At 69.0% G+C, this 17,368-nt stretch carries 9 protein-coding genes and 5 pseudogenes; 8 read left to right on the forward strand and 6 right to left on the reverse strand.

Features of this window, described 5'->3' with window-relative positions:
* Nucleotides 1-300 precede the first annotated feature (300 nt).
* Both RM844_RS33525 and RM844_RS10080 read left to right on the forward strand, forming a co-directional pair.
* Nucleotides 301-569: pseudogene (locus RM844_RS33525) on the forward strand (XRE family transcriptional regulator); the annotation flags it as partial.
* Between the two features lie 207 nt (nt 570-776).
* Nucleotides 777-1,201 (forward strand): annotated as a pseudogene (locus RM844_RS10080) (GNAT family N-acetyltransferase); the annotation flags it as partial.
* Between the two features lie 50 nt (nt 1,202-1,251).
* Here the strand turns inward: RM844_RS10080 and RM844_RS10085 are convergent.
* Nucleotides 1,252-1,725 carry an ATP-binding protein gene (locus RM844_RS10085; RefSeq protein WP_311666679.1) on the reverse strand — a complete coding sequence of 158 codons (474 nt, stop codon included), beginning with the start codon at nt 1,723-1,725 and terminating at the stop codon, nt 1,252-1,254.
* Between the two features lie 99 nt (nt 1,726-1,824).
* On the opposite strand from RM844_RS10085, the pseudogene RM844_RS10090 reads away from it, so the two are divergent.
* A pseudogene (locus RM844_RS10090) lies at nt 1,825-2,979 on the forward strand (IS3 family transposase).
* A gap of 31 nt (nt 2,980-3,010) precedes the next feature.
* Here RM844_RS10090 and RM844_RS33735 read toward each other — a convergent pair.
* From RM844_RS33735 to RM844_RS10100, 3 genes and pseudogenes are all read right to left on the reverse strand, one after another.
* A pseudogene (locus tag RM844_RS33735) lies at nt 3,011-3,602 on the reverse strand (ISAzo13-like element transposase-related protein); the annotation flags it as partial.
* Nucleotides 3,603-3,888: 286 nt separating this feature from the next.
* Nucleotides 3,889-5,045: pseudogene (locus RM844_RS10095) on the reverse strand (IS701 family transposase).
* Between the two features lie 72 nt (nt 5,046-5,117).
* Nucleotides 5,118-6,767 carry a P-loop NTPase family protein gene (locus tag RM844_RS10100; protein WP_311666680.1) on the reverse strand — a complete coding sequence of 550 codons (1,650 nt, stop codon included), beginning with the start codon at nt 6,765-6,767 and terminating at the stop codon, nt 5,118-5,120.
* Between the two features lie 1,320 nt (nt 6,768-8,087).
* Between RM844_RS10100 and RM844_RS10105 the strand changes: the two genes are divergently transcribed.
* From RM844_RS10105 to RM844_RS10125, 5 genes are all read left to right on the forward strand, one after another.
* On the forward strand, nt 8,088-9,209 hold the full coding sequence (locus tag RM844_RS10105; protein WP_311666681.1) for a LacI family DNA-binding transcriptional regulator: 1,122 nt from the start codon (nt 8,088-8,090) through the stop codon (nt 9,207-9,209).
* Nucleotides 9,210-9,285: 76 nt separating this feature from the next.
* Entirely contained in the window at nt 9,286-10,932 is a 1,647-nt protein-coding gene (locus RM844_RS10110; protein ID WP_311666682.1) for an FAD-dependent oxidoreductase, read from the forward strand.
* Between the two features lie 159 nt (nt 10,933-11,091).
* Nucleotides 11,092-13,245 (forward strand): hydantoinase/oxoprolinase family protein, encoded by a 2,154-nt coding sequence (locus RM844_RS10115; protein WP_311666683.1) that lies wholly within the window; start codon nt 11,092-11,094, stop codon nt 13,243-13,245.
* Nucleotides 13,242-13,877, forward strand: a complete 636-nt coding sequence (locus RM844_RS10120; RefSeq protein WP_311666684.1) for a hypothetical protein — start codon at nt 13,242-13,244, stop codon at nt 13,875-13,877. The genes RM844_RS10115 and RM844_RS10120 overlap by 4 nt, the downstream gene beginning before the upstream one ends.
* Nucleotides 13,878-13,882: 5 nt before the next feature.
* Complete coding sequence (locus tag RM844_RS10125) at nt 13,883-15,172, forward strand: TRAP transporter large permease (RefSeq protein ID WP_311666685.1); 1,290 nt, start codon at nt 13,883-13,885, stop codon at nt 15,170-15,172.
* 76 nt (nt 15,173-15,248) lie between these two features.
* Here RM844_RS10125 and RM844_RS10130 read toward each other — a convergent pair whose 3' ends face one another.
* Both RM844_RS10130 and RM844_RS10135 read right to left on the reverse strand, forming a co-directional pair.
* Nucleotides 15,249-16,457 carry a right-handed parallel beta-helix repeat-containing protein gene (locus RM844_RS10130; RefSeq protein WP_311666686.1) on the reverse strand — a complete coding sequence of 403 codons (1,209 nt, stop codon included), beginning with the start codon at nt 16,455-16,457 and terminating at the stop codon, nt 15,249-15,251.
* Between the two features lie 141 nt (nt 16,458-16,598).
* On the reverse strand, nt 16,599-17,342 hold the full coding sequence (locus tag RM844_RS10135; protein ID WP_311666687.1) for a class I SAM-dependent methyltransferase: 744 nt from the start codon (nt 17,340-17,342) through the stop codon (nt 16,599-16,601).
* Between the last annotated feature and the right edge of the window lie 26 nt (nt 17,343-17,368).

Here is a 17,368-nt window from a genome sequence, read left to right on the forward strand (position 1 = left end):
CTCCCCTCGCCCCCACCGGTCAGCAACGGGCCCAACGATGGCACGCGGGCGAGGCGTTACCGCTCCCGGGCCCGACCGCGCACCCGCGAGGCGACCGGGTGCGCGCGTTCCGCGCGCGTGCGGGGAGCACCGCTCTCCTGAAGCGGGTGTCGCGCGCGGGGACCACAACGGGGAGAGACTTCTCTGCTGGGCCGAGGATCCGCGCGCCCTGGGGAACGCCCACCACCCGCACCTGTACTGATCTGGCGGATACGGAGGCTCAGCGTGCCGCGCTGGAAGGCGGCGTCGCGCAGAATCGGCGTGGGCAACGTCAACCGCCAGCACCAGCTACTTCGCTGAGATCATCGCCACCGACCACCGGCACGGTGGACAACTCGGTATCAAGCAACGGGCCGCCGCTCGCCGACGAGGGGCTCAACCTCCGGAGCATGAGGAGCGCCGCCCAACACGCGTGCGCGGCAATATCTACGCCTCCGCAGCGGCCCCTCTTCTTCGGCATGTGGGCCGCCATGGACGACAGACGCTACGGCATCGCGAAGGGACACATGTGCGGGGCCCCGGCCATCGCCACCACGCGGCTCGCCCACGCCTAACTCGCCCAAGGTGACACAAACGCCGCCACAACGGCCGTGCTGAACGTTCCCTCCGACTTCGCTACTCATCTCGCCCGATTGTCGCGAATGCACCAGGAGTTCAGGGCAGCGCGCCAGGCCACGGCGCACGGCAGCACCACCACCCTGGTCCGGACCGAGCGCCGCCACCTGGAGACTGGCCGCATGACCACGGCACCCGCCATCGAACTGCCCGCTATCACCACACTCGACCCCGTCCGCGGGGATCTCCTCAACGTGTACGCCAAGGTGCGCGCCCCGCTCCACCTGCCGAACTACGGGGTCACGTCGCTCGGCGAACGCCCCGACTGGCGCGGCATCGAGCCGTGGGCTTCACGACCGTCCTCGCCTACGCGGACGGCCAACCGGTCGGCTACGCCAACGACAGCACCATCGAACACGGCGACCGCTACTGGCAGCGCACGAGCCCGACGCCGCCGGCGAAGTACACCGAACACCCGGCCGTGGTCCTGCAGGAGTTCGGCGTCAGCCCGTCCTGGTGCAAGACCGCCACCGCTCGCCGCATCTACAACACCCATCTCGCCACCCGCGCCGAACCGTTCGTCACGCTGATGGTCAGTCCTGTCAGCCTCGCTTGAATCGTGACCCTCTGCGGGCGGTTGAATGCTGACCAACCTTGTCAGCTGATGTTGGCCATTCCCCGGTGATGGCGACTGGAACCTGTCCGAAGTCCCCGGTCCCGCATGCGGTAGCTGTCTCCCTTAAGGGAGATGACTTCGGCGTGTTGGACGAGGCGGTCGCTCATGGCGGCGACGGGGTCGTCTCTGAAGACCTCGCCCCAGCGTGCGAAGGGCTTGTTGCTGGTCACGATCATCAAGGCGCGTTCGTAACAGCCTGAGATAAACCGGAAGAACGGGTTCACCGCTTCGGGCCCGAAGGGTACGTAGCCGACCTCATCGACCACGATCAGCGGGATCCGGGCCTGCCGGGTGAGTTCGTCGGTGAGTCTGCCAGCCTCGTGGGCCTCGGCGAGCCGGGTAACCCGCTGGGCGACGGTCGCGAAGTCGACGTGATGACCGGCCTCGCAGACCCGGATCGCAAGCCCGGTCGCCAGGTGTGTCTTCCCGGTTCCAGGCGGGCCCAGGAAGATCACGTTCCCCTTGCCGGCGACGAGGTCAAGGGTTGGGGTCTGCTGCAGGGATAGGTGACACCTGTCATAGCCTGCCGGGAGGCGGGCTGAGAGGATGTCGTTTTGCCCAAGCCGTACCCGCGTGAGTTCCGGGACGATGTGGTGCGCGTGGCCGGGAATCGTGAGCCGGGAACGACGCTCGCCCAGGTCTCGAAGTGTTTCGGGATCAACGCGTCCACGCTGAACTCCTGGCTCCGTGAGAGCGAGCGCGACGAACGCCCCCGCTCTCCTGCTACCGCCTCCACCCCAGAGAACGCGGAACTGCACGTGGCGCGTCGCAGAATCAGGCAGTTGGAGCAGGAGAACGAAGGGCCTCGACGTATTTCTCGCAGGCGCATCTTCCGGGAAAACGATCTACCCGCTCGTCCGTGAACTGGCAGCCGCCGACAACATTCCCGTGGCGGTGACGTGCAGGGCTTTGGGGATCGCCCGCCAGCCGTATTACCGGTGGCTGGAGACGCCGGTGGTCGACGCCGATACGCTGAGGAATACCGGGCCCACACCCTGTTCGCCACGCACGAGAAGGATTCCAAGTTCGGCTACCGACTTCTTGCCGATGATGCCATAGCCGAGCGCGCCGCGTGGCGCCTGTGCTCGCGGGCGAGATGATTCTCCCGTTTCGGCAAGGTCAAGGCCGCCAGGCCCCGCCCCGGGCCGGCGGTCCATGACGCCCTGGTGCGACGGGAGTTCACCGCCGCCGGCCTGAACGAACTCTGGCTGACCGACATCACCAAGCATGTCACCGCGGAGGGAAACTCCACCTCTGCGCGGTCAAGGACGTCGCCTCCGGCCGCATCGTCGGCTTCGCAATCGACCACTGGATGAAATCCCGACTCGCGGTGAATGCGATCAACAACGCGGTCGCGATGCGAAAGGAAGCCGGGCAGATGGTCGCGGAATGTGTGGTCCACTCCGACCGCAGCAGCCAGTACCCGGGCCATGAAGACACAAAAGACCCTGAGACGACACGAGTTGATCGGAACCATGGGCCGGGTCGCATCGAGCGCGGATAACGCCGCCATGGAATCGTTCTTCTCCCTGCTCCAGAAGAACGTCCTCGACCGTCACTCCTGGACCACCCGTGGAGAACTCCGAATGGCGATCTTGACCTGGATGGAAAGGACCTACCACCACCGTAGTCGTCAAAGCTCCCGCAGCATGCTGACCCCCGTCGAATACGAGATCATCAACCCCACACAGCTGGCCCAAGCCACGTAACCCCACCTTTTCACCTTAAACTGCAGCAGACCCAGTCGCCAATCAGTTCCCTCTTCTTGCTGTCCACGCCGATTACCCAGGTCACCCGTTCCATGCGGTCTCATGCCTGCTCGTAGAGGCAGCGCAACTGGGCGTAACTGTCGGGGTGCTGAGCACCTTCGACGGTCTTGGTGTTGGCCTGCAGAATTGAAGCCTTCCTCTCGAACAGGCCGGCGACCGCGTCGATAGAGAACCTGATGGCCTGCCGGGCCAGCGTTGCTGCGAGCTTTCGGGTCTACTTCGTCGTCCAGCGAAGCCGCGACATAGGGTCGTCCCGCTCGTCAGGGCTCGACCAGCACAAGCTGCGCCGGCCGCAGGCCGGGTTCAAGGTCCCACAGTCCTTTTCCGGCCCTCACCAGGACGACAGACCCGCCCCACCAGAACCTGACCCGCTCCAGTTCATCCGCTCCACGCGGAACCGTGCTCTCCGAACCCCGGCTGCGGCAGCGACGAGCCTGATCCCACCCTGCCCAGCGACAGTACTCCCGCCCCTATGACCAGCCGACGCTGACGTTCGTCCCGTGCGACAACAACGCATGGAACTTCGCCGCTAGGACATCCTCCATCCCCTCTGGTCTCCCCATACCAGCACAACGAGTCCTCCCACAACTGGAAGCCACGACTTGGTTTCCGGCAAGCCGATAGATGAGGGCAAGCCTCCACGATCGTGGACCTAGTACTGCAACGGTGCTTGCCGTGACGAGGCTTCAGCTCTTCGGCTGTGGCCTCGTCTCTTGTAGTGGCTGGTTTGGGCTTGGTGTTGGCGTCGGCGACGCCATCGGGACCAGTGCAGGATGTGGGTGATGCTGCGGCGGGCGGGCCGGGTGAGGCGGGTGATCAGCCGGCGGATCTCGGGGACGGTGAGTGGAATCAGGTCTGGTGTTCGATCCGCTCCTGCCCCTTTTCGAGGTGCTGGGCCCGCAGGACAGCGAGGTAGGTGTGGGCGGCCATGGCCAGGGTGATGTGCCGGTACCACCCCGGATAGCGGCGGACCTGGTAGTCGTCCAGGCCGCACTGTCCCTTCGCGGTCTGGAAACACTCCTCGATCGCCCAGCGGGCACCGGCGACGGCGATCAGCTCGTTCAGTGTGGTGCCGATGGGCGCTAGGCGATGTAGTAGGCGATCTTCGTCGGGTCGGTGATGCTTCGGCGGGCCAGAACCCAGTGCTTGCGGTCAGGACGGTGCCAGGGGCGGACCTCGACGCGGGCCCAGTCGTAGATCCGCGGGCCGTGGGAGCCCTCGCCGCACGAGCGGCGCTTCCACTTCTGCCGGGGCAGATCGGCGACCAGGTCATGCAGTGGGTGGTCCAGGGCCTGCCGGGTGACGACGGTGTCGTGCCGGGTCGTGGCCACGACGTGGAAGACGTCGGCCTGCTCCAACTCGTAGCGCCAGCCCTTGCTGTAGCCGTAGCCCGCGTCTGCGGTCACCCAGCGAAAGGGGATCCCATCGTCGACCGCGTGGCGGACCATCGCCCTCGCGAGCTGGACCTTCGTGGCGAACTCGACCTCGTCGCCGATTCCCGCCTCCCGGCAGCGCTCGCGGTCGTCCGTCCAGGATTTCGGTAGGTAGAGCGCTCGGTCGATCAAGGTCCGGCCTCGCTCGCCCGAGTACGCGAGGAAGACTCCGACCTGGCAGTTCTCGGTCCGGCCGGCAGTCCCGGAGTACTGCCGCTGGACGCCGGCCGACCGCACGCCCTTCTTCAGGAAGCCGGTGTCGTCCACGATCAGGACGCTTCCCGGGTCGGCCAAGTGCTCGACGAGGTACTCGCGCACGTCGTCGAGCACCTCGTCGGCGTCCCAGTCGATCCGGTTCAACAGCCGCTGGATCCGGTCCGGTCCGCAATGGCCGGCATCCTCGGCCACCGTCCAGCCGTTCTTGCGCTCCAACGGCGCCAGCAGGCCCCGCATGTACGCGAGAGCCGACTCCCGCGACTCACTCCGTGCGAACCGGCGAGCAAACCGCTCGCACAACCCCGCTAACCCGTCCGACCAGCGGCGAGCATCAACCTCGGATATTTCCCCACCCATGAACGCACCAACGAGCGGACCCGACAACCGTCACGGCAAGCACCGTTGCAGTACTAGGTGGCTACACCAACCTCACGTTAGGTTAAGCCCAGCATGTCGCCCAAGGGCTTCAAGATCGAGGACAGGAGATCGTCGCAACTCATCTCGGAACAAGGTACTTCTGAGCTTCCTCCGCGTATTAGCTTTACCACTGAGCCTGAGAGTCCACTGACCGTCCTCAAGGTCAAGTACATGCAACCCTCTCTTCAAGCGCACGCCCGAGTACTGACTCAAGTCGAGAATGTAGACCTCATACTTGACGCCCTGACGATGCTGATCCGAAAGCGTAGCCTGAATAAGGTGCGCAAATCGCAGATCCACGAGACGGGCCAAAACCTCATAGGCCAGATGAGACCTTTGAGCTACATCTACCCGAAAATATGTATACCCCTCGCCTCGAACATAGGAAGAGAGGTATTCGAGAGCAGAGGTCAAAGAAGAAGCACTGTCGCCAGAAACGTCCTGCGCCAGGTCCCTCAACTTCCCATTTGCCGCCTTTCCGGCAGCATCCGCAACGTCTTCCTGCCCGACTTCCCGGGCATTCGCCCGAGACCTAGCCGCTACAATCGAAGAGGCAAAAAGATTCAGATAATCCCTAGGCACACCACCTGACCCAAGGATCAATCTACCAAGCGCGGCGCTACGAGTTATGGTCGACGGCTTGGCGATCCCCACCGTCTCCGTATAATTCGCCAAGACAGACTCCAGGAATTTCTGCGTGACTCGCGGATCCTCCAAAGTGACATCCAGATCGATCTTGGACACATCGTGCGGAATCTCGACACCAATACGCGAGGATGGCTCGAACGGCCGCGTCAAACGCTCGATACTAGTGACCTTCAGCCATCCATCACAGTCACGCAGCATAATCGCCAAGTAGTCAAGTAGATGCGGCTGCGATGTAATTGGAAATAGGTAGAAATCATCGAGGTAAAGATAGAGACGCACGATGCCTTGACGCAGAACAGCCCGCAATGCATTGTTCAAATCAGCGACGATACCGCCGAGTGCTATATCACCACCAGCAGCCCGAAAAGAGGCCACTTTGTCGCCCAGCTCCTTCAAACGCACAAAAGACTCAGCCTGAGACGTTCCAGCACGTTGAACCAAAGAGGTCAACACATTCTCTGCGATCACCAAGAAAGCCTTAGCAGGATCCATCAGTCGCAAAGTGTGAGCATTCACCCAAGTGGTGACATGCCCGTCCCTTTCAGCAAGACGCTTACCTTCAAGAAGAAGGGCGGTCTTTCCCACACCACGACGACCATAGACGATATGGTGTCGCGAAGCACCAATGGCAGCCAAACTCGCTCGCGGATCCTCCATGTACTTCAAGCTGGGAAGAGCGTCAGACGTCCGCGACCTAGCCTCCAACAGCTGGATCAGCTGATCTACCTTCGAGGAAGCTAGGCCACTTTTTGACGTGGAAGCCCATGGCTTCTCGTCATCCGTCCGATGGGGCCTGAAGGTGACCGCTAGAGATTCACCCTCTGCACTATTATCGGAATTCAGCTCCTGTTCAATAGATCCGGCCAAGCTTTGAGCCGCCGCTACAGAGTCTTCATCCACCCAGACGAGAAGCCATCGTTCCCCAGGGAATGACCTCTCCTCGACGCGCACAATACGAATGTCCGCATCATTAAGCACGCGAGCGATACGCGCCTCATAGTCGCTTGCCGACATCAGATATATCCGTTCACTAGAGCGAAAGACTCGCACGCCTGGACGAAATTGGCTGCCGTTGCCGAAAGGGTCCTGGCGTCACCTTCCCAATCGGCCTCATTAATCGGGTAAACATCGTAGTCAGCCTGATTTCGCAGCAGGCGAGCATCTACGAGTTCAGCCTCACGCGCAGCCGAGTCAACCATGCCAGTCGGAAGTTTCCGCGGTAGAACGTTGTGGCGCTCGTGATCATCCCCCTGAGTCGCCGCGAAGGTGACAGCACGCGCAGCTTGATACATTGCATAGTAGAATCGACTAATGGCCGACCTGTATTGTGAAGCGAAAAGAAGGGCATCACCTGCTCGAAAGTGCCCTCCCGCTAGAAAGAGACGATCGGAGACAACCTGCCGCAGTAGCTGTGCTGTCGGGAACGGATATCTACCCCCGCCTGCAGGGAGAGCAGATATCGCCGCATTCTTGCTTGTAGAAATATGCAACAGCATTTGATCAGTAAGCGTGACTGACGGCATGCTATAACTCGCCCCCTACATAACTCTCTACTTTGCAAGGAGTAGCCCTCCACCGCGCCCTGCACAAGCCAGCGTGGTTGCTTCGATGTGTCTCCCTGACCATCGACGGAGTCTACGCCCAGGTTTTCATAATCACCAAATCATGCGCGCGCCCGGCGCACTTGAGGCACACCACCCGTGGCGAGAAAAGCTGCCGGAGCGATATCTGAGCGAATATTACCGACGGAGCGTCAGGCGAAGTCTCGCCCATTTCAGGCAAGCGTCATCTTCAGATGATCTATTATCCCCCAAGCTGAAGCCTCAACCTACGTCAAAACGTAACGCCCTCTTCATGTCTCGCTCCGGTCGACGCCCCTAGCAGCGCACTGAATGCCTGCAGGGGAGCAAGGTACATGTGCACGCCTGGGGATCCTAGCGCGGCCGCCATCGCGACTACCCGTTGGCGATCGAGGTTGACTCGAAAGCGTGCAGGTGCATGTTTTCAGCCACGGTCAACTTCTGCACTCCTGTGTTCGTGAATCTCGGTCGCCAGTTCAAAAATTCGTGCGATTCGACCGCCCACCCCCCGCAACCCCAACTCGCCGTGGGCGGCTGCCGCGCCCCCGGGAGGGTCACGCTGCGCATACCGCAACCCCCGCCTCCGTGAACCTTCGTCGGGGGCCTTGACGGCCTCCCGGCCGCAGCGCGAAAGTGCTCGTTAATCCGCATTAGCTCGCCGCCTCGCTGGCGCGCTCGCGGAAACTAATACGCATTAGCAGCGCGACCGGCACGCACGGCACAGCACGGTTCAGGGCGGAAGCGGAGTACTCAGGTGACCGAGAAGAAGAGGCGGGGGCGGCCGCGGCAGGCTGAGGTGGCACGGTTGGCCGGGGTGTCGCAGACGACGGTCTCGTTGGTCCTCGGCGGCAACAAGCAGGGCATCGTGATCCACGAGGACACCCGGCGGCGGGTGTTGGAGGCCGCGCGCACCCTCGGCTATGTGCCGGACCCGGCCGCCCGGCGGTTGGCCGCCGCGCAGAACAACCTGTTGGGCGTGTTCAGCTTCACCGCCACCTTCCCGACCGATCCGGCGCACTCGTACTACCCGTTCCTGGTGGGCGTGGAGCGGGAGGCCGCCGCGCGGGGCTTTGACCTGGTGCTCTTCACCGGTTCCAGCACCGGAGGTGCCGGCGCCGAGGCGCCGGGGGCACTGGAGCGGGTGCGGTTGGCGGACGGCTGTCTGCTGTTCGGCCGGCACGTGCCGACCGGGCCGCTGCGTCGGCTGGTCGAGGACGGTTTCCCGTTGGTGCACGTGGGCCGGCGGGACGAGGTGGAAGGGCTGACCTGGGTCGGCGCCGACTACGTCGCGGCCAGCGCCGAGGTGGTGCGGCACCTGGTGGCGGCCGGTCACCGCCGGGTGGTGCTGGTGCGGGAGGACGACGACGCGCCGGCCTCGACCGACCGGGAGGCCGGCTTCCGGCAGGGCCTGGCGGCGGCCGCGGGCGGCGAAGGAGCCGGGGGCGACCAGGGCGTCGAGGGCGACCAGGGCGCCGGGGGCGAAAAGGGCGTCGAGGGCGCGGTGGTCCGACTGCGGGCGCCGGCCGAGGAGTTGACGGCGGACTGGGTGGTCGCCCAACGCGCCGCCGGCGTCACGGCGTTCGTCGCCGAGGAGACCGACACCGGCGCCGCCTGGCGGGCGTTGCGCGGGGCGGTGGCGAGGGCCGGGCTGCGGGCGCCGGACGAGGTGTCGTTGGCGTTGCTCGGTTCGCCGCCGCCGGATCTGCCGGCGGACGGGGAGGCGACCGGCTTCGACATCCCGCGGGCCGAGTTGGGGGCGGCCGCGGTGCGCGCGTTGACCGATCTGTTGGCCGGGCGGCGGCCCGGCGGGACGTTGGCCCGCTGCGCGTTCCGGCCGGGCAGCACGACCGGGCCCCCGCCGACAGCCACCACCTGAGCCGACCAGCCCGCACCGCGGAGCGAACCAGCGGGCACCGCAGAGCGAACCAGAGAGAAAGGGCACCATGCCGACAGTGACCACCCCCACGCCCTCGACGCCGGCCGCCGGCACCGAGGCCAGGACGGACGTGTTGATCGTCGGCGGCGGCCTCGGCGGGGTCGCCGCGGCGCTCGCCGTCTGCCGGGCGGGGCACCGCGCCGTGCTGACCGAGGAGACCGACTGGATCGGCGGCCAGTCGACCGCCCAGGCCGTGCCGCCGGACGAGCACCCGTGGGTCGAGCAGTTCGGCGTCACCGCCAGCTACCGCGCGCTGCGCGAAGGGATCAGGGACTACTACCGCCGGTGGTATCCGCTGCGCGCCGAGGCGCGGGAGTTGACCGACCTCAACCCGGGCGCCGGCCGGGTCAGCAAGCTCTGTCACGAACCGCGGGCCGCGCTGGCCGTGTTGGAGGGCATGCTCGCGCCGCACCGGGCGGCCGGGCGGCTGACCGTGTTGACCGAGCACCGGCCGGTGGCGGCACACACCGACGGCGACCGGGTGCGCGCGGTGACGCTGCGCGACCTGCGGACCGGGGAGCGGCACACGGTCGGCGCGCCGTTCGTGCTGGACGCGACGGAGACCGGTGAGCTGCTCGAACTGGCCGGTGTGGAGCACGCGTTGGGTGCGGAGGCGCGGGCGGAGCACGACGAGCCGCACGCGCCGGAGCAGGCCGACCCGCTCAACCAGCAGGGCATCACGGTGTGTTTCGCGCTCTCCCACCACGAGGGTGAGGACCACACCATCGAGCGGCCGGCGGACTACGCCTACTGGCGGGCGTACCGGCCGGCGTTCTGGCCGGGTCCGCTGCTGGGCTTCGACGCGCCGGACCCGCGCACCCTGGAGCCGGTGGGCCGGACGTTCGTGCCCAACCCGGCGGCCGACCCGTTGGCGGTCGCGGCGGACCAGAGCGCGGACGCCGGCGACAAGGAGCTGTGGGGGTTCCGCCGCATCCTGGCCCGCGGGATGCACCGGCCGGGCGCGTTCGACTCGGACGTCACGCTGGTCAACTGGCCGCTGAACGACTACTGGGACGCGCCGCTGGTCGGGCTCGGCGAGGAGGGTGAGCGGCGGGCCGTCGCGGGGGCGCGGGAGTTGTCCCGTTCGCTGCTGTACTGGTTGCAGACGGAGGCGCCGCGGCCGGACGGCGGCACCGGCTTCCCGGGGCTGCGGCCGCGTGGCGATGTCACGGGCACGGCGGACGGGTTGGCGAAGGCCGCGTACGTGCGGGAGGCGCGGCGGATCAAGGCGGTCACCACGGTCACCGAGCGGGACGTGGCGATGGACCTGGTGGGCCCGTACGGCGGCACCCGCTACCCGGACTCGGTGGGGGTCGGCGCCTACCGGATCGACCTGCACCCTTCGACCGGCGGCGACAACTACGTGGACATCGCGTCGGTGCCGTTCGAGATCCCGCTGGGGGCGCTGCTGCCGCGGCGGGTGACCAACCTGCTGCCGGCCGGCAAGAACCTCGGCACCACCCATGTCACCAACGGCTGCTACCGGCTCCACCCGGTGGAGTGGAACGTGGGCGAGGCCGCGGGGGCGCTGGCCGCGTACTGCCTGGCGGCGGGCGTCACCCCGCACCAGGTGCGCGAGGAGGAGAAGCAACTGTCGGACTTCCTGCGGCGGTTGGACCGCCAGGGTGTCCAGCGGCACTGGCCGGACGTGCGGGGCTACTGACCCGAACGGCCGGCCGGCCCGGGGCTGTTGACCGGGCGCGCGTCGGGGCCCGGGCCCCGGCGCGACCGGGTGTCCTGCCGGGCGAGGTAGCTCCACCTGCCCCGCCCGGCCGTTTCCACCCACCACCACAACGCGACGACACAAGGAGGTGTCCAGACGATGACCTCTCACCGGCCGACTCATCCACACAGCCGCCAGATCCGCGTCGGCATCGACGTGGGCGGAACCTTCACCGACGCCGTGGCGGTCGACGCCACGACGCTCGAACTGATCGGCCAGGTCAAGGTGCCCACCAGCCACCACCACGAGGACGGGGTGGCGCACGGGATCGTGACCGCGCTGGAGCGGCTGCTGGCCGAGACCGGGCACCGCGCCACCGAGGTGTCCTTCCTGGCCCACGGCACCACCCAGGCTACCAACGCCCTGCTGGAGGGGGATGTCTCCCCCGTCGGTCTGCTGGGGATCGGCACCGGTCCCGGGGCCGCGTTGACCCGCCGGCTCCGGGCGCTCGGCAAGCTGCCGCTGACCGAGCACCACCCGTTCCCGCTGCGCTACGCGCACGTGCCGGACCCGGACGACGCCGAGCAGGTGCGGGCGGCCGTGCGGGGGTTGGTCGACGAGGGTGTCGGGGTGCTGGTGGTGAGCGAGCCGTTCAGCGTGGACGATCCGGCCGGCGAGCGCGCGGTGTTGGCGGTGGCCGGCGAGTTCGGGCTGCCGATGACGGCGGCGCACGAGATCACCTCGCTGTACGGGCTGCGCAAGCGCACCAGGACGGCGGTGGTCAACGCGGCGATCCTGCCGCGGATGCTGGCCACCGCCGACCTGGTGGACGGCAGCATCACCAAGGCCGGCATCACCGCGCCGCTGATGGTGATGCGCTGCGACGGCGGCGTGATGTCGCTGGACGAGATGCGCCGCCGGCCGCTGCTGACGGTGCTGTCCGGGCCGGCGGCCGGGGTGGCCGGGGCGCTGATGCGGGAGCGGGTCAGCGAGGGGGTGTTCCTGGAGACGGGGGGCACCTCGACGGACATCAGCGTGATCCGGCGGGGCCGGGTGGCGGTGCGGCACGCGACGCTGCTGGGCCGCTCGTCCTACCTGCCGGCGCTGGACGTGCGGACGGTGGGGGTGGGTGGCGGCTCCATGGTGCGGGTGGCCGGCGGGAAGGTGGTCGCCGCCGGGCCGCGCAGCGCGCACATAGCGGGCCTGCCGTACGCCTGTTTCGCGGAGTTGGCGGAGCTGCGCGACGCGCGGCTGGTGACGGTCGCGCCGATGCCGGGCGACCCGGCGGACCACGTGGTGCTGGAGGCGGCCGGCGGCCGGTTCGCGGTGACCATGACGTGCGCGGCCAACGCGCTGGGCCGGGTGCCGGCGGGCGACTTCGCGCGGGCCGAACCGGCGACGGCGCGGGCCGCGCTGGCGCCGCTGGCGGCGGCGCTCGGCACGGACGTGGCGGGCGCGGCGGCGGCGGTGTTGGACGCCGGCGTCCGGGAGGTGCGGAAGGTGGTGGACGCGATGCTCTCCGACTACCGGCTGGACCGGGACGCGGTGGTGCTGGTCGGCGGCGGGGGCGGCGCGGCCAGCGTCACGCCGCACCTGGCGGCGGCGACCGGGCTGCCCGGCTCGATCGCCGAGCACAGCGAGGTGATCAGCCCGATCGGGGTGGCGCTGGCGCTGGTGCGGGAGCAGATCGAGCGGATCATTCCGGGGGCGAGCCAGGAGCAGATCCTGGCGGTGCGGGCGGAGGCCGAGGAGGCGGTGGTGGCGCAGGGCGCCGCGCCGGCCGGGGTCGAGGTGGAGGTGACGGTCGATCCGCAGACCAACACGGTGCGGGCGGTGGCCACCGGCGCGACGGAGCTGCGCACCCAGGACCGGGCGCACCGGGCGGACGAGGACGAGCGGTTGGCGACGGCGGCGCGCAGCCTGAAGACGGCGACCGACCAGGTGCGGGTGTTGGGCCGGACGGCCAGCCACACGGTCTTCGGCACCACCAGGCGGCGCCGGTTCCGGCGGGCGACGCGGCCGGTGCGGGTGGTGGACGGCGACGGTGTGGTGCGGCTGCACGCGGCGGACGCGACGGTGGCGACCACCACGGTGGGCGAGGCACCCGAGGTGCTGGCCACGTTGGTGCGGGACACCACCGCCTACGGCGACGGCGGGGTGCGGGCGCCGGCGGTGCGGCTGCTGCTGGGGTCCAGGATCGCGGACCTGTCAGGGGTGTTGGACGCGGCGCCGCTGTTGGCGCTGGCCCGCAGCGAGTTGCGCGCCAGGTCGGCGCAGGAGCCGGTGATCGCCGTGGTGGAGGCCAGGTCGTGAGCGCGCCGACGAGGTCGGCCGCGACGCGGGCGTTGCGCGCGCACGGCGCGGAGCTGGCCGCGCGGGAGGACGTCGAGTTCGCCCAACTGCTGCTGGCCAACGTGCCGTTGCACGCCGGCCGGGACGCCGGGCGGCTGCGCGGCTGGGCCGAGTCGGCGTGGGGCTTCGGCGTCGAGCTGGCCGCCGCGCACCCGGAGGTCACCGGCGACGGGGCGCGGGTGCGGGTGGTGGAGCGGGCCGACGGGCTGGCCGACGGCCGGCTGCTGCTGGCCCGTTACCGCTCGCGGCCGACGGAGACCGTCGAACTGTTCACCGACACGCTGGCGTTGGCCGAGGAGGTCGTCGAACTGCTGGGCTGGCGCGCCTGGTTCCCCGAGGGTGCGGCCCGCCGGGCCGCGCTGGTCCACGAGGAGGGCCACCGGCTGCTCGGCGAGCGCCGGCACCGCCGGGAGCTGCGCCGCCGGCTGGACCACCAGGTGCTGCGGCTGGGCCGCCGCCGGGTGCTGGGCCATGTGGCCGGCGCCGACGAGCTGGCCGCGCACGCCTTCGCGCACACCATCTGCGGCCTGGGCCGCAGCCCCCTGCTGCTGACCGCCGCGCTGACCCACGCGGTGTCGTGGAGAGAGAGCTGACCGTCATGGGCGTCGTCATTCTGTTGATCATGCTGGTGGGCGTCGGGCTGATGCTCACCAACAAACTGCCCACGGCCTTCGCCCTGGTGCTGCTCGGCGTCTCCATCGCGCTGGTCACCGGGGCACCGTTGACCGGTGAGGCGAGTGTGCTGGACACGGTGCTCCAGGAGGGCGCCGGCGGGCTGGCGGCCACCATGATCGCCATCCTGCTGGGTTCCTGGCTGGGCAAACTGCTGGACGAGACGGGCATCGCCGGCACCCTGGTGCGCAAGATCGTGGAGTTCGGCGGGGACCGGCCCACCGTGGTGGCGCTGGGCGTGCTCGCCGTCTCGGCACTGGTCGGCACGGTCACCGGCTCGGCGCCGGCGGCGATGCTGGCCGGCATCATCGGCATCCCGGCGATGATCGCGGTGGGCGTGCCGAAGGTGACCGCGGCCGGCACCATCCTGATGGGGCTGGCCGCCGGCCTGCCGTTCGAGCTGCCGGTCTGGCAGTTCTTCTCCACGGCGCTGGACCTGCCGATCGAGACGGTGCGCGGCTTCATGGTGAAGCTGTTCCCGTTCGCCGCGTTCTTCGCGGTGCTGTTCGTGCTGGTCGAGACGCGGCGGCGCGGCGTGGAGCACGCCTGGTCGCTGCGGTCGGTGGACCCGTCGGCCGAGCGCCGGCCGTCCCGCCGGCAGCGGCTGGGCGACGCGCCCTGGTACGCGCTGTTCACGCCGGTGGTGCCGCTGGTGCTGGCGCTCGGTCTTGAGGTGGCGATCATCCCGTCGCTGCTGGCCGGCGTGCTCTTCGCGCTGGTCACCACGACCAGGCCACGGGAGATGAACCGCCGGCTGCTGCGCACCCTGTACGCGTCGTTCGACGTGGCGGCGGCCCCGATCGTGCTGTTCGTGGCCATCGGCATCCTGCTGGCGGCGGTGAGACTGCCGGGCGCGGTCGAGGCGTTGGAGCCGCTGGTGCGGAACGTCAGCCCGCAGAACCCGGTGCTGTTCGTGCTGGTCTTCACCGCGCTGGTGCCGCTGTGCCTCTACCGGGGCCCGTTGAACGTGTACGGCCTGGGCGCCGGGATCGCCGGGGTGCTGATCGCCGCCGGCATCTACCCGGCCATCGCGGTGCTCGGCCTGACCACCTCCTACAACCAGGTGTTCGGCGTGGCCGACCCGACTAGCACCCAGACGGTGTGGAGCGCGCAGTACTCGGGGGTCAGCCCGCAGCAGGTGATGCTGCGCACCCTGCCGTACGTCTGGGCGGTGGCGCTGGGCGGGCTCACGGTCACCGCCGCGCTCTACCTCTGAGGACCGGCGAACGGTGCGGGCCCGGGGGCGTCGTCCCCCGGGCCCGCCGGGCGTCCGTCGCGAGGTCGCGCGCGGTTCAGAAGCGGGCGCCGATCCCGGTGCCGTCGGCCGGCACCAGGAAGTCGGACGCGGGGATCGCGCCGTCCGCGCCGCGCGGCCCGGTGATCACCGAGGGGTCGGTGCTCAGCACCGAGTCCTCGTCCCAGTCGCCGCCCAGGTCCCAGGAGTTGCCGTCCGAGGTGCCGCCGCCCGGCTCGACCGGCGACCCGTCCAGCACCGACAGGTTGGCGGTCAGCGTGGAACGCGAGTCGGCCAGGTCGAAGCCGGTGCCGCCGTTGCCGAAGGTGGTGCTGCGGGTGACGGTCAGCGCCCCCGGGTTGCCGTTGTCGGTGACGCCGTCCACGGCGTTGTCGAACGCGACGGAGTTGCGCAGCACGTGGTCGGCGGCCGGATCGACGTCGCCCCCGCCGCCCATCTTGAAGCCGTTGCCGTCGCCCTGGAAGTCGGGGAAGTCCCAGCGGTTGACGCCGTTCCCCCAGGCCACCGCGGACTCCACGGTGATCGCCGAGGTGAACATCCAGGCGTCGAAGCCGTCGTCCGCGTTGTGCCAGAGCCGGGCGCCGACCACCCGGTTGCCCTCGCCGCCACCCTCCTTGATGCCGAGGCCGTCGGCGCTCTCGCCGTTCTTCCGCGGGTCGTGGTTGCCGTACGAGTCGAGGTTCAGAATCAGGTTCCGGCTGGAGGCGCCCTGGAGTTGGAAGCCCGTCTCGTAGTTGTCCCGGGTGGTCAGGTCGAGGAACTCGTTGTCGTCGCAGCCGTCGCAGTAGACGCCGTACGGGCCGCGGACCAGCTCCAGGCCCTGGATGCGCCAGTGCGACGCCTCCTGGTGGATCGAGCCGCGCTCGGCGCGCGGGATGCTGCCGCCGATCGGGGTGTGGCTGGCGGGCAGTTCGTCGCCGTCGATCACCACCTCCTCGCCCGGGTACTCGGTCAGGGTGATCGGGTTGCCCGGCTCGCCGGAGGTGGCGATGGTGATGTTCTCGGTCAACACGTAGGTGCCGCCGCGCACCTGGATGGTGTCCCCCGGGCCTGCCCGGTCCACGGCCGCCTGGATGGTCGCCAACGGGTCGGCCTCGGTGCCGGCCCCGCCGTCGTCGCCGTCGAGCGCCACCACGATCAGCGCCGCGGCGGGCTCGGTCCCGGTCGCCGTGCCCACCGCCGGCACCGCCAGCGCGAGCACCGCCGCGGCGGCGCCGACCGCCCACTTCGCCTTGCTCCGGTCCATGTCGTCCGTCCTCCCTGGGCCACTGCCTTCCGCCGACCGGTTGCCGCCGGCCGGCGAGAGGTTGCCGCGCGACGCGAGGTTGTCGGCGGGCGCCAGGTTGCCGCACGGCGGGAGGTCGCCGGGGCGCGGCCGCGCCCCGGCTCAGTCCGGCGGGCGGAGCGCGGCGAACAGGGTGCGTTCGGCGCCGCCCTGCTCGGTGACCGTGCTGACCCGGAACCCGGCCTCGGCCAGCCAGCCCTGCCACTGCGCGACCGCGAACAGGCCGTGCCGGTGCGCCTCGTGCACCAACCGGACCTCGCCTGCCGCGTCCCGCAGCGTGAACGTGTAGTCGGTGCGCACGGTGTGCGCCCCCGGCGCGACCGGCAGACTCCACGCCAGGTAACGCGCCCCGCTGCCGTCCGGCGCGTCCTCGCCGCCGCACTCGGTGGCCGGCTCGTAGGTGTCGGCGACCCGGTCGGGGAAGAAGACCGCGACCCCGCCCGGCCGCAGATGCGCCCGGGCGGTGCGGAACGCGGCCGCCAGGTCGGCGGGGGTCGTCATGTAGTCGATGGCGTCGTGCACCAGCACCGCGTCGAACTCCCGGCCCAGCCGCACCTCCCGCATGTCGCCGGCCAGGTGCTCGACCCCCGGGTTCACCTCCCGGGAGACGGCCAGCATCTCGGGCGAGAGGTCCAGCAGCGTCATGGTGTACCGGTCCCGCAGGTGCCGCGCCAGATGACCGCCGCCGCTGCCCAGCTCCAGCACCTCGCGCACCGGCCGGGCCGCCAGCCCGAACAGCTCGACGGCGATCGTCGCGTCGTCCTCGTAGACCTCGACCGGCGAGATCAGCGGCCACCAGGGGGCCAGTTCGCCGTAGAGCCGCGTCGCCGGACCAGCGCTCGTCACGTGTTCGTTCCCCACCTCGGCCGCCG

This window comes from Streptomyces chisholmiae, from assembly GCF_031845445.1.
Classification (GTDB): Bacteria; Actinomycetota; Actinomycetes; order Streptomycetales; family Streptomycetaceae; genus Streptomyces; species Streptomyces chisholmiae.

Coding starts and splice junctions, on each gene's coding strand:
- RM844_RS10100 (WP_311666680.1), bottom strand. CDS start 6,767: ATGTCGGCAAGCGACTATGAGGCGCGTATCGCTCGCGTGCTTAATGAT.
- RM844_RS10115 (WP_311666683.1), top strand. CDS start 11,092: ATGACCTCTCACCGGCCGACTCATCCACACAGCCGCCAGATCCGCGTC.
- RM844_RS10125 (WP_311666685.1), top strand. CDS start 13,883: ATGGGCGTCGTCATTCTGTTGATCATGCTGGTGGGCGTCGGGCTGATG.
- RM844_RS10130 (WP_311666686.1), bottom strand. CDS start 16,457: ATGGACCGGAGCAAGGCGAAGTGGGCGGTCGGCGCCGCCGCGGCGGTG.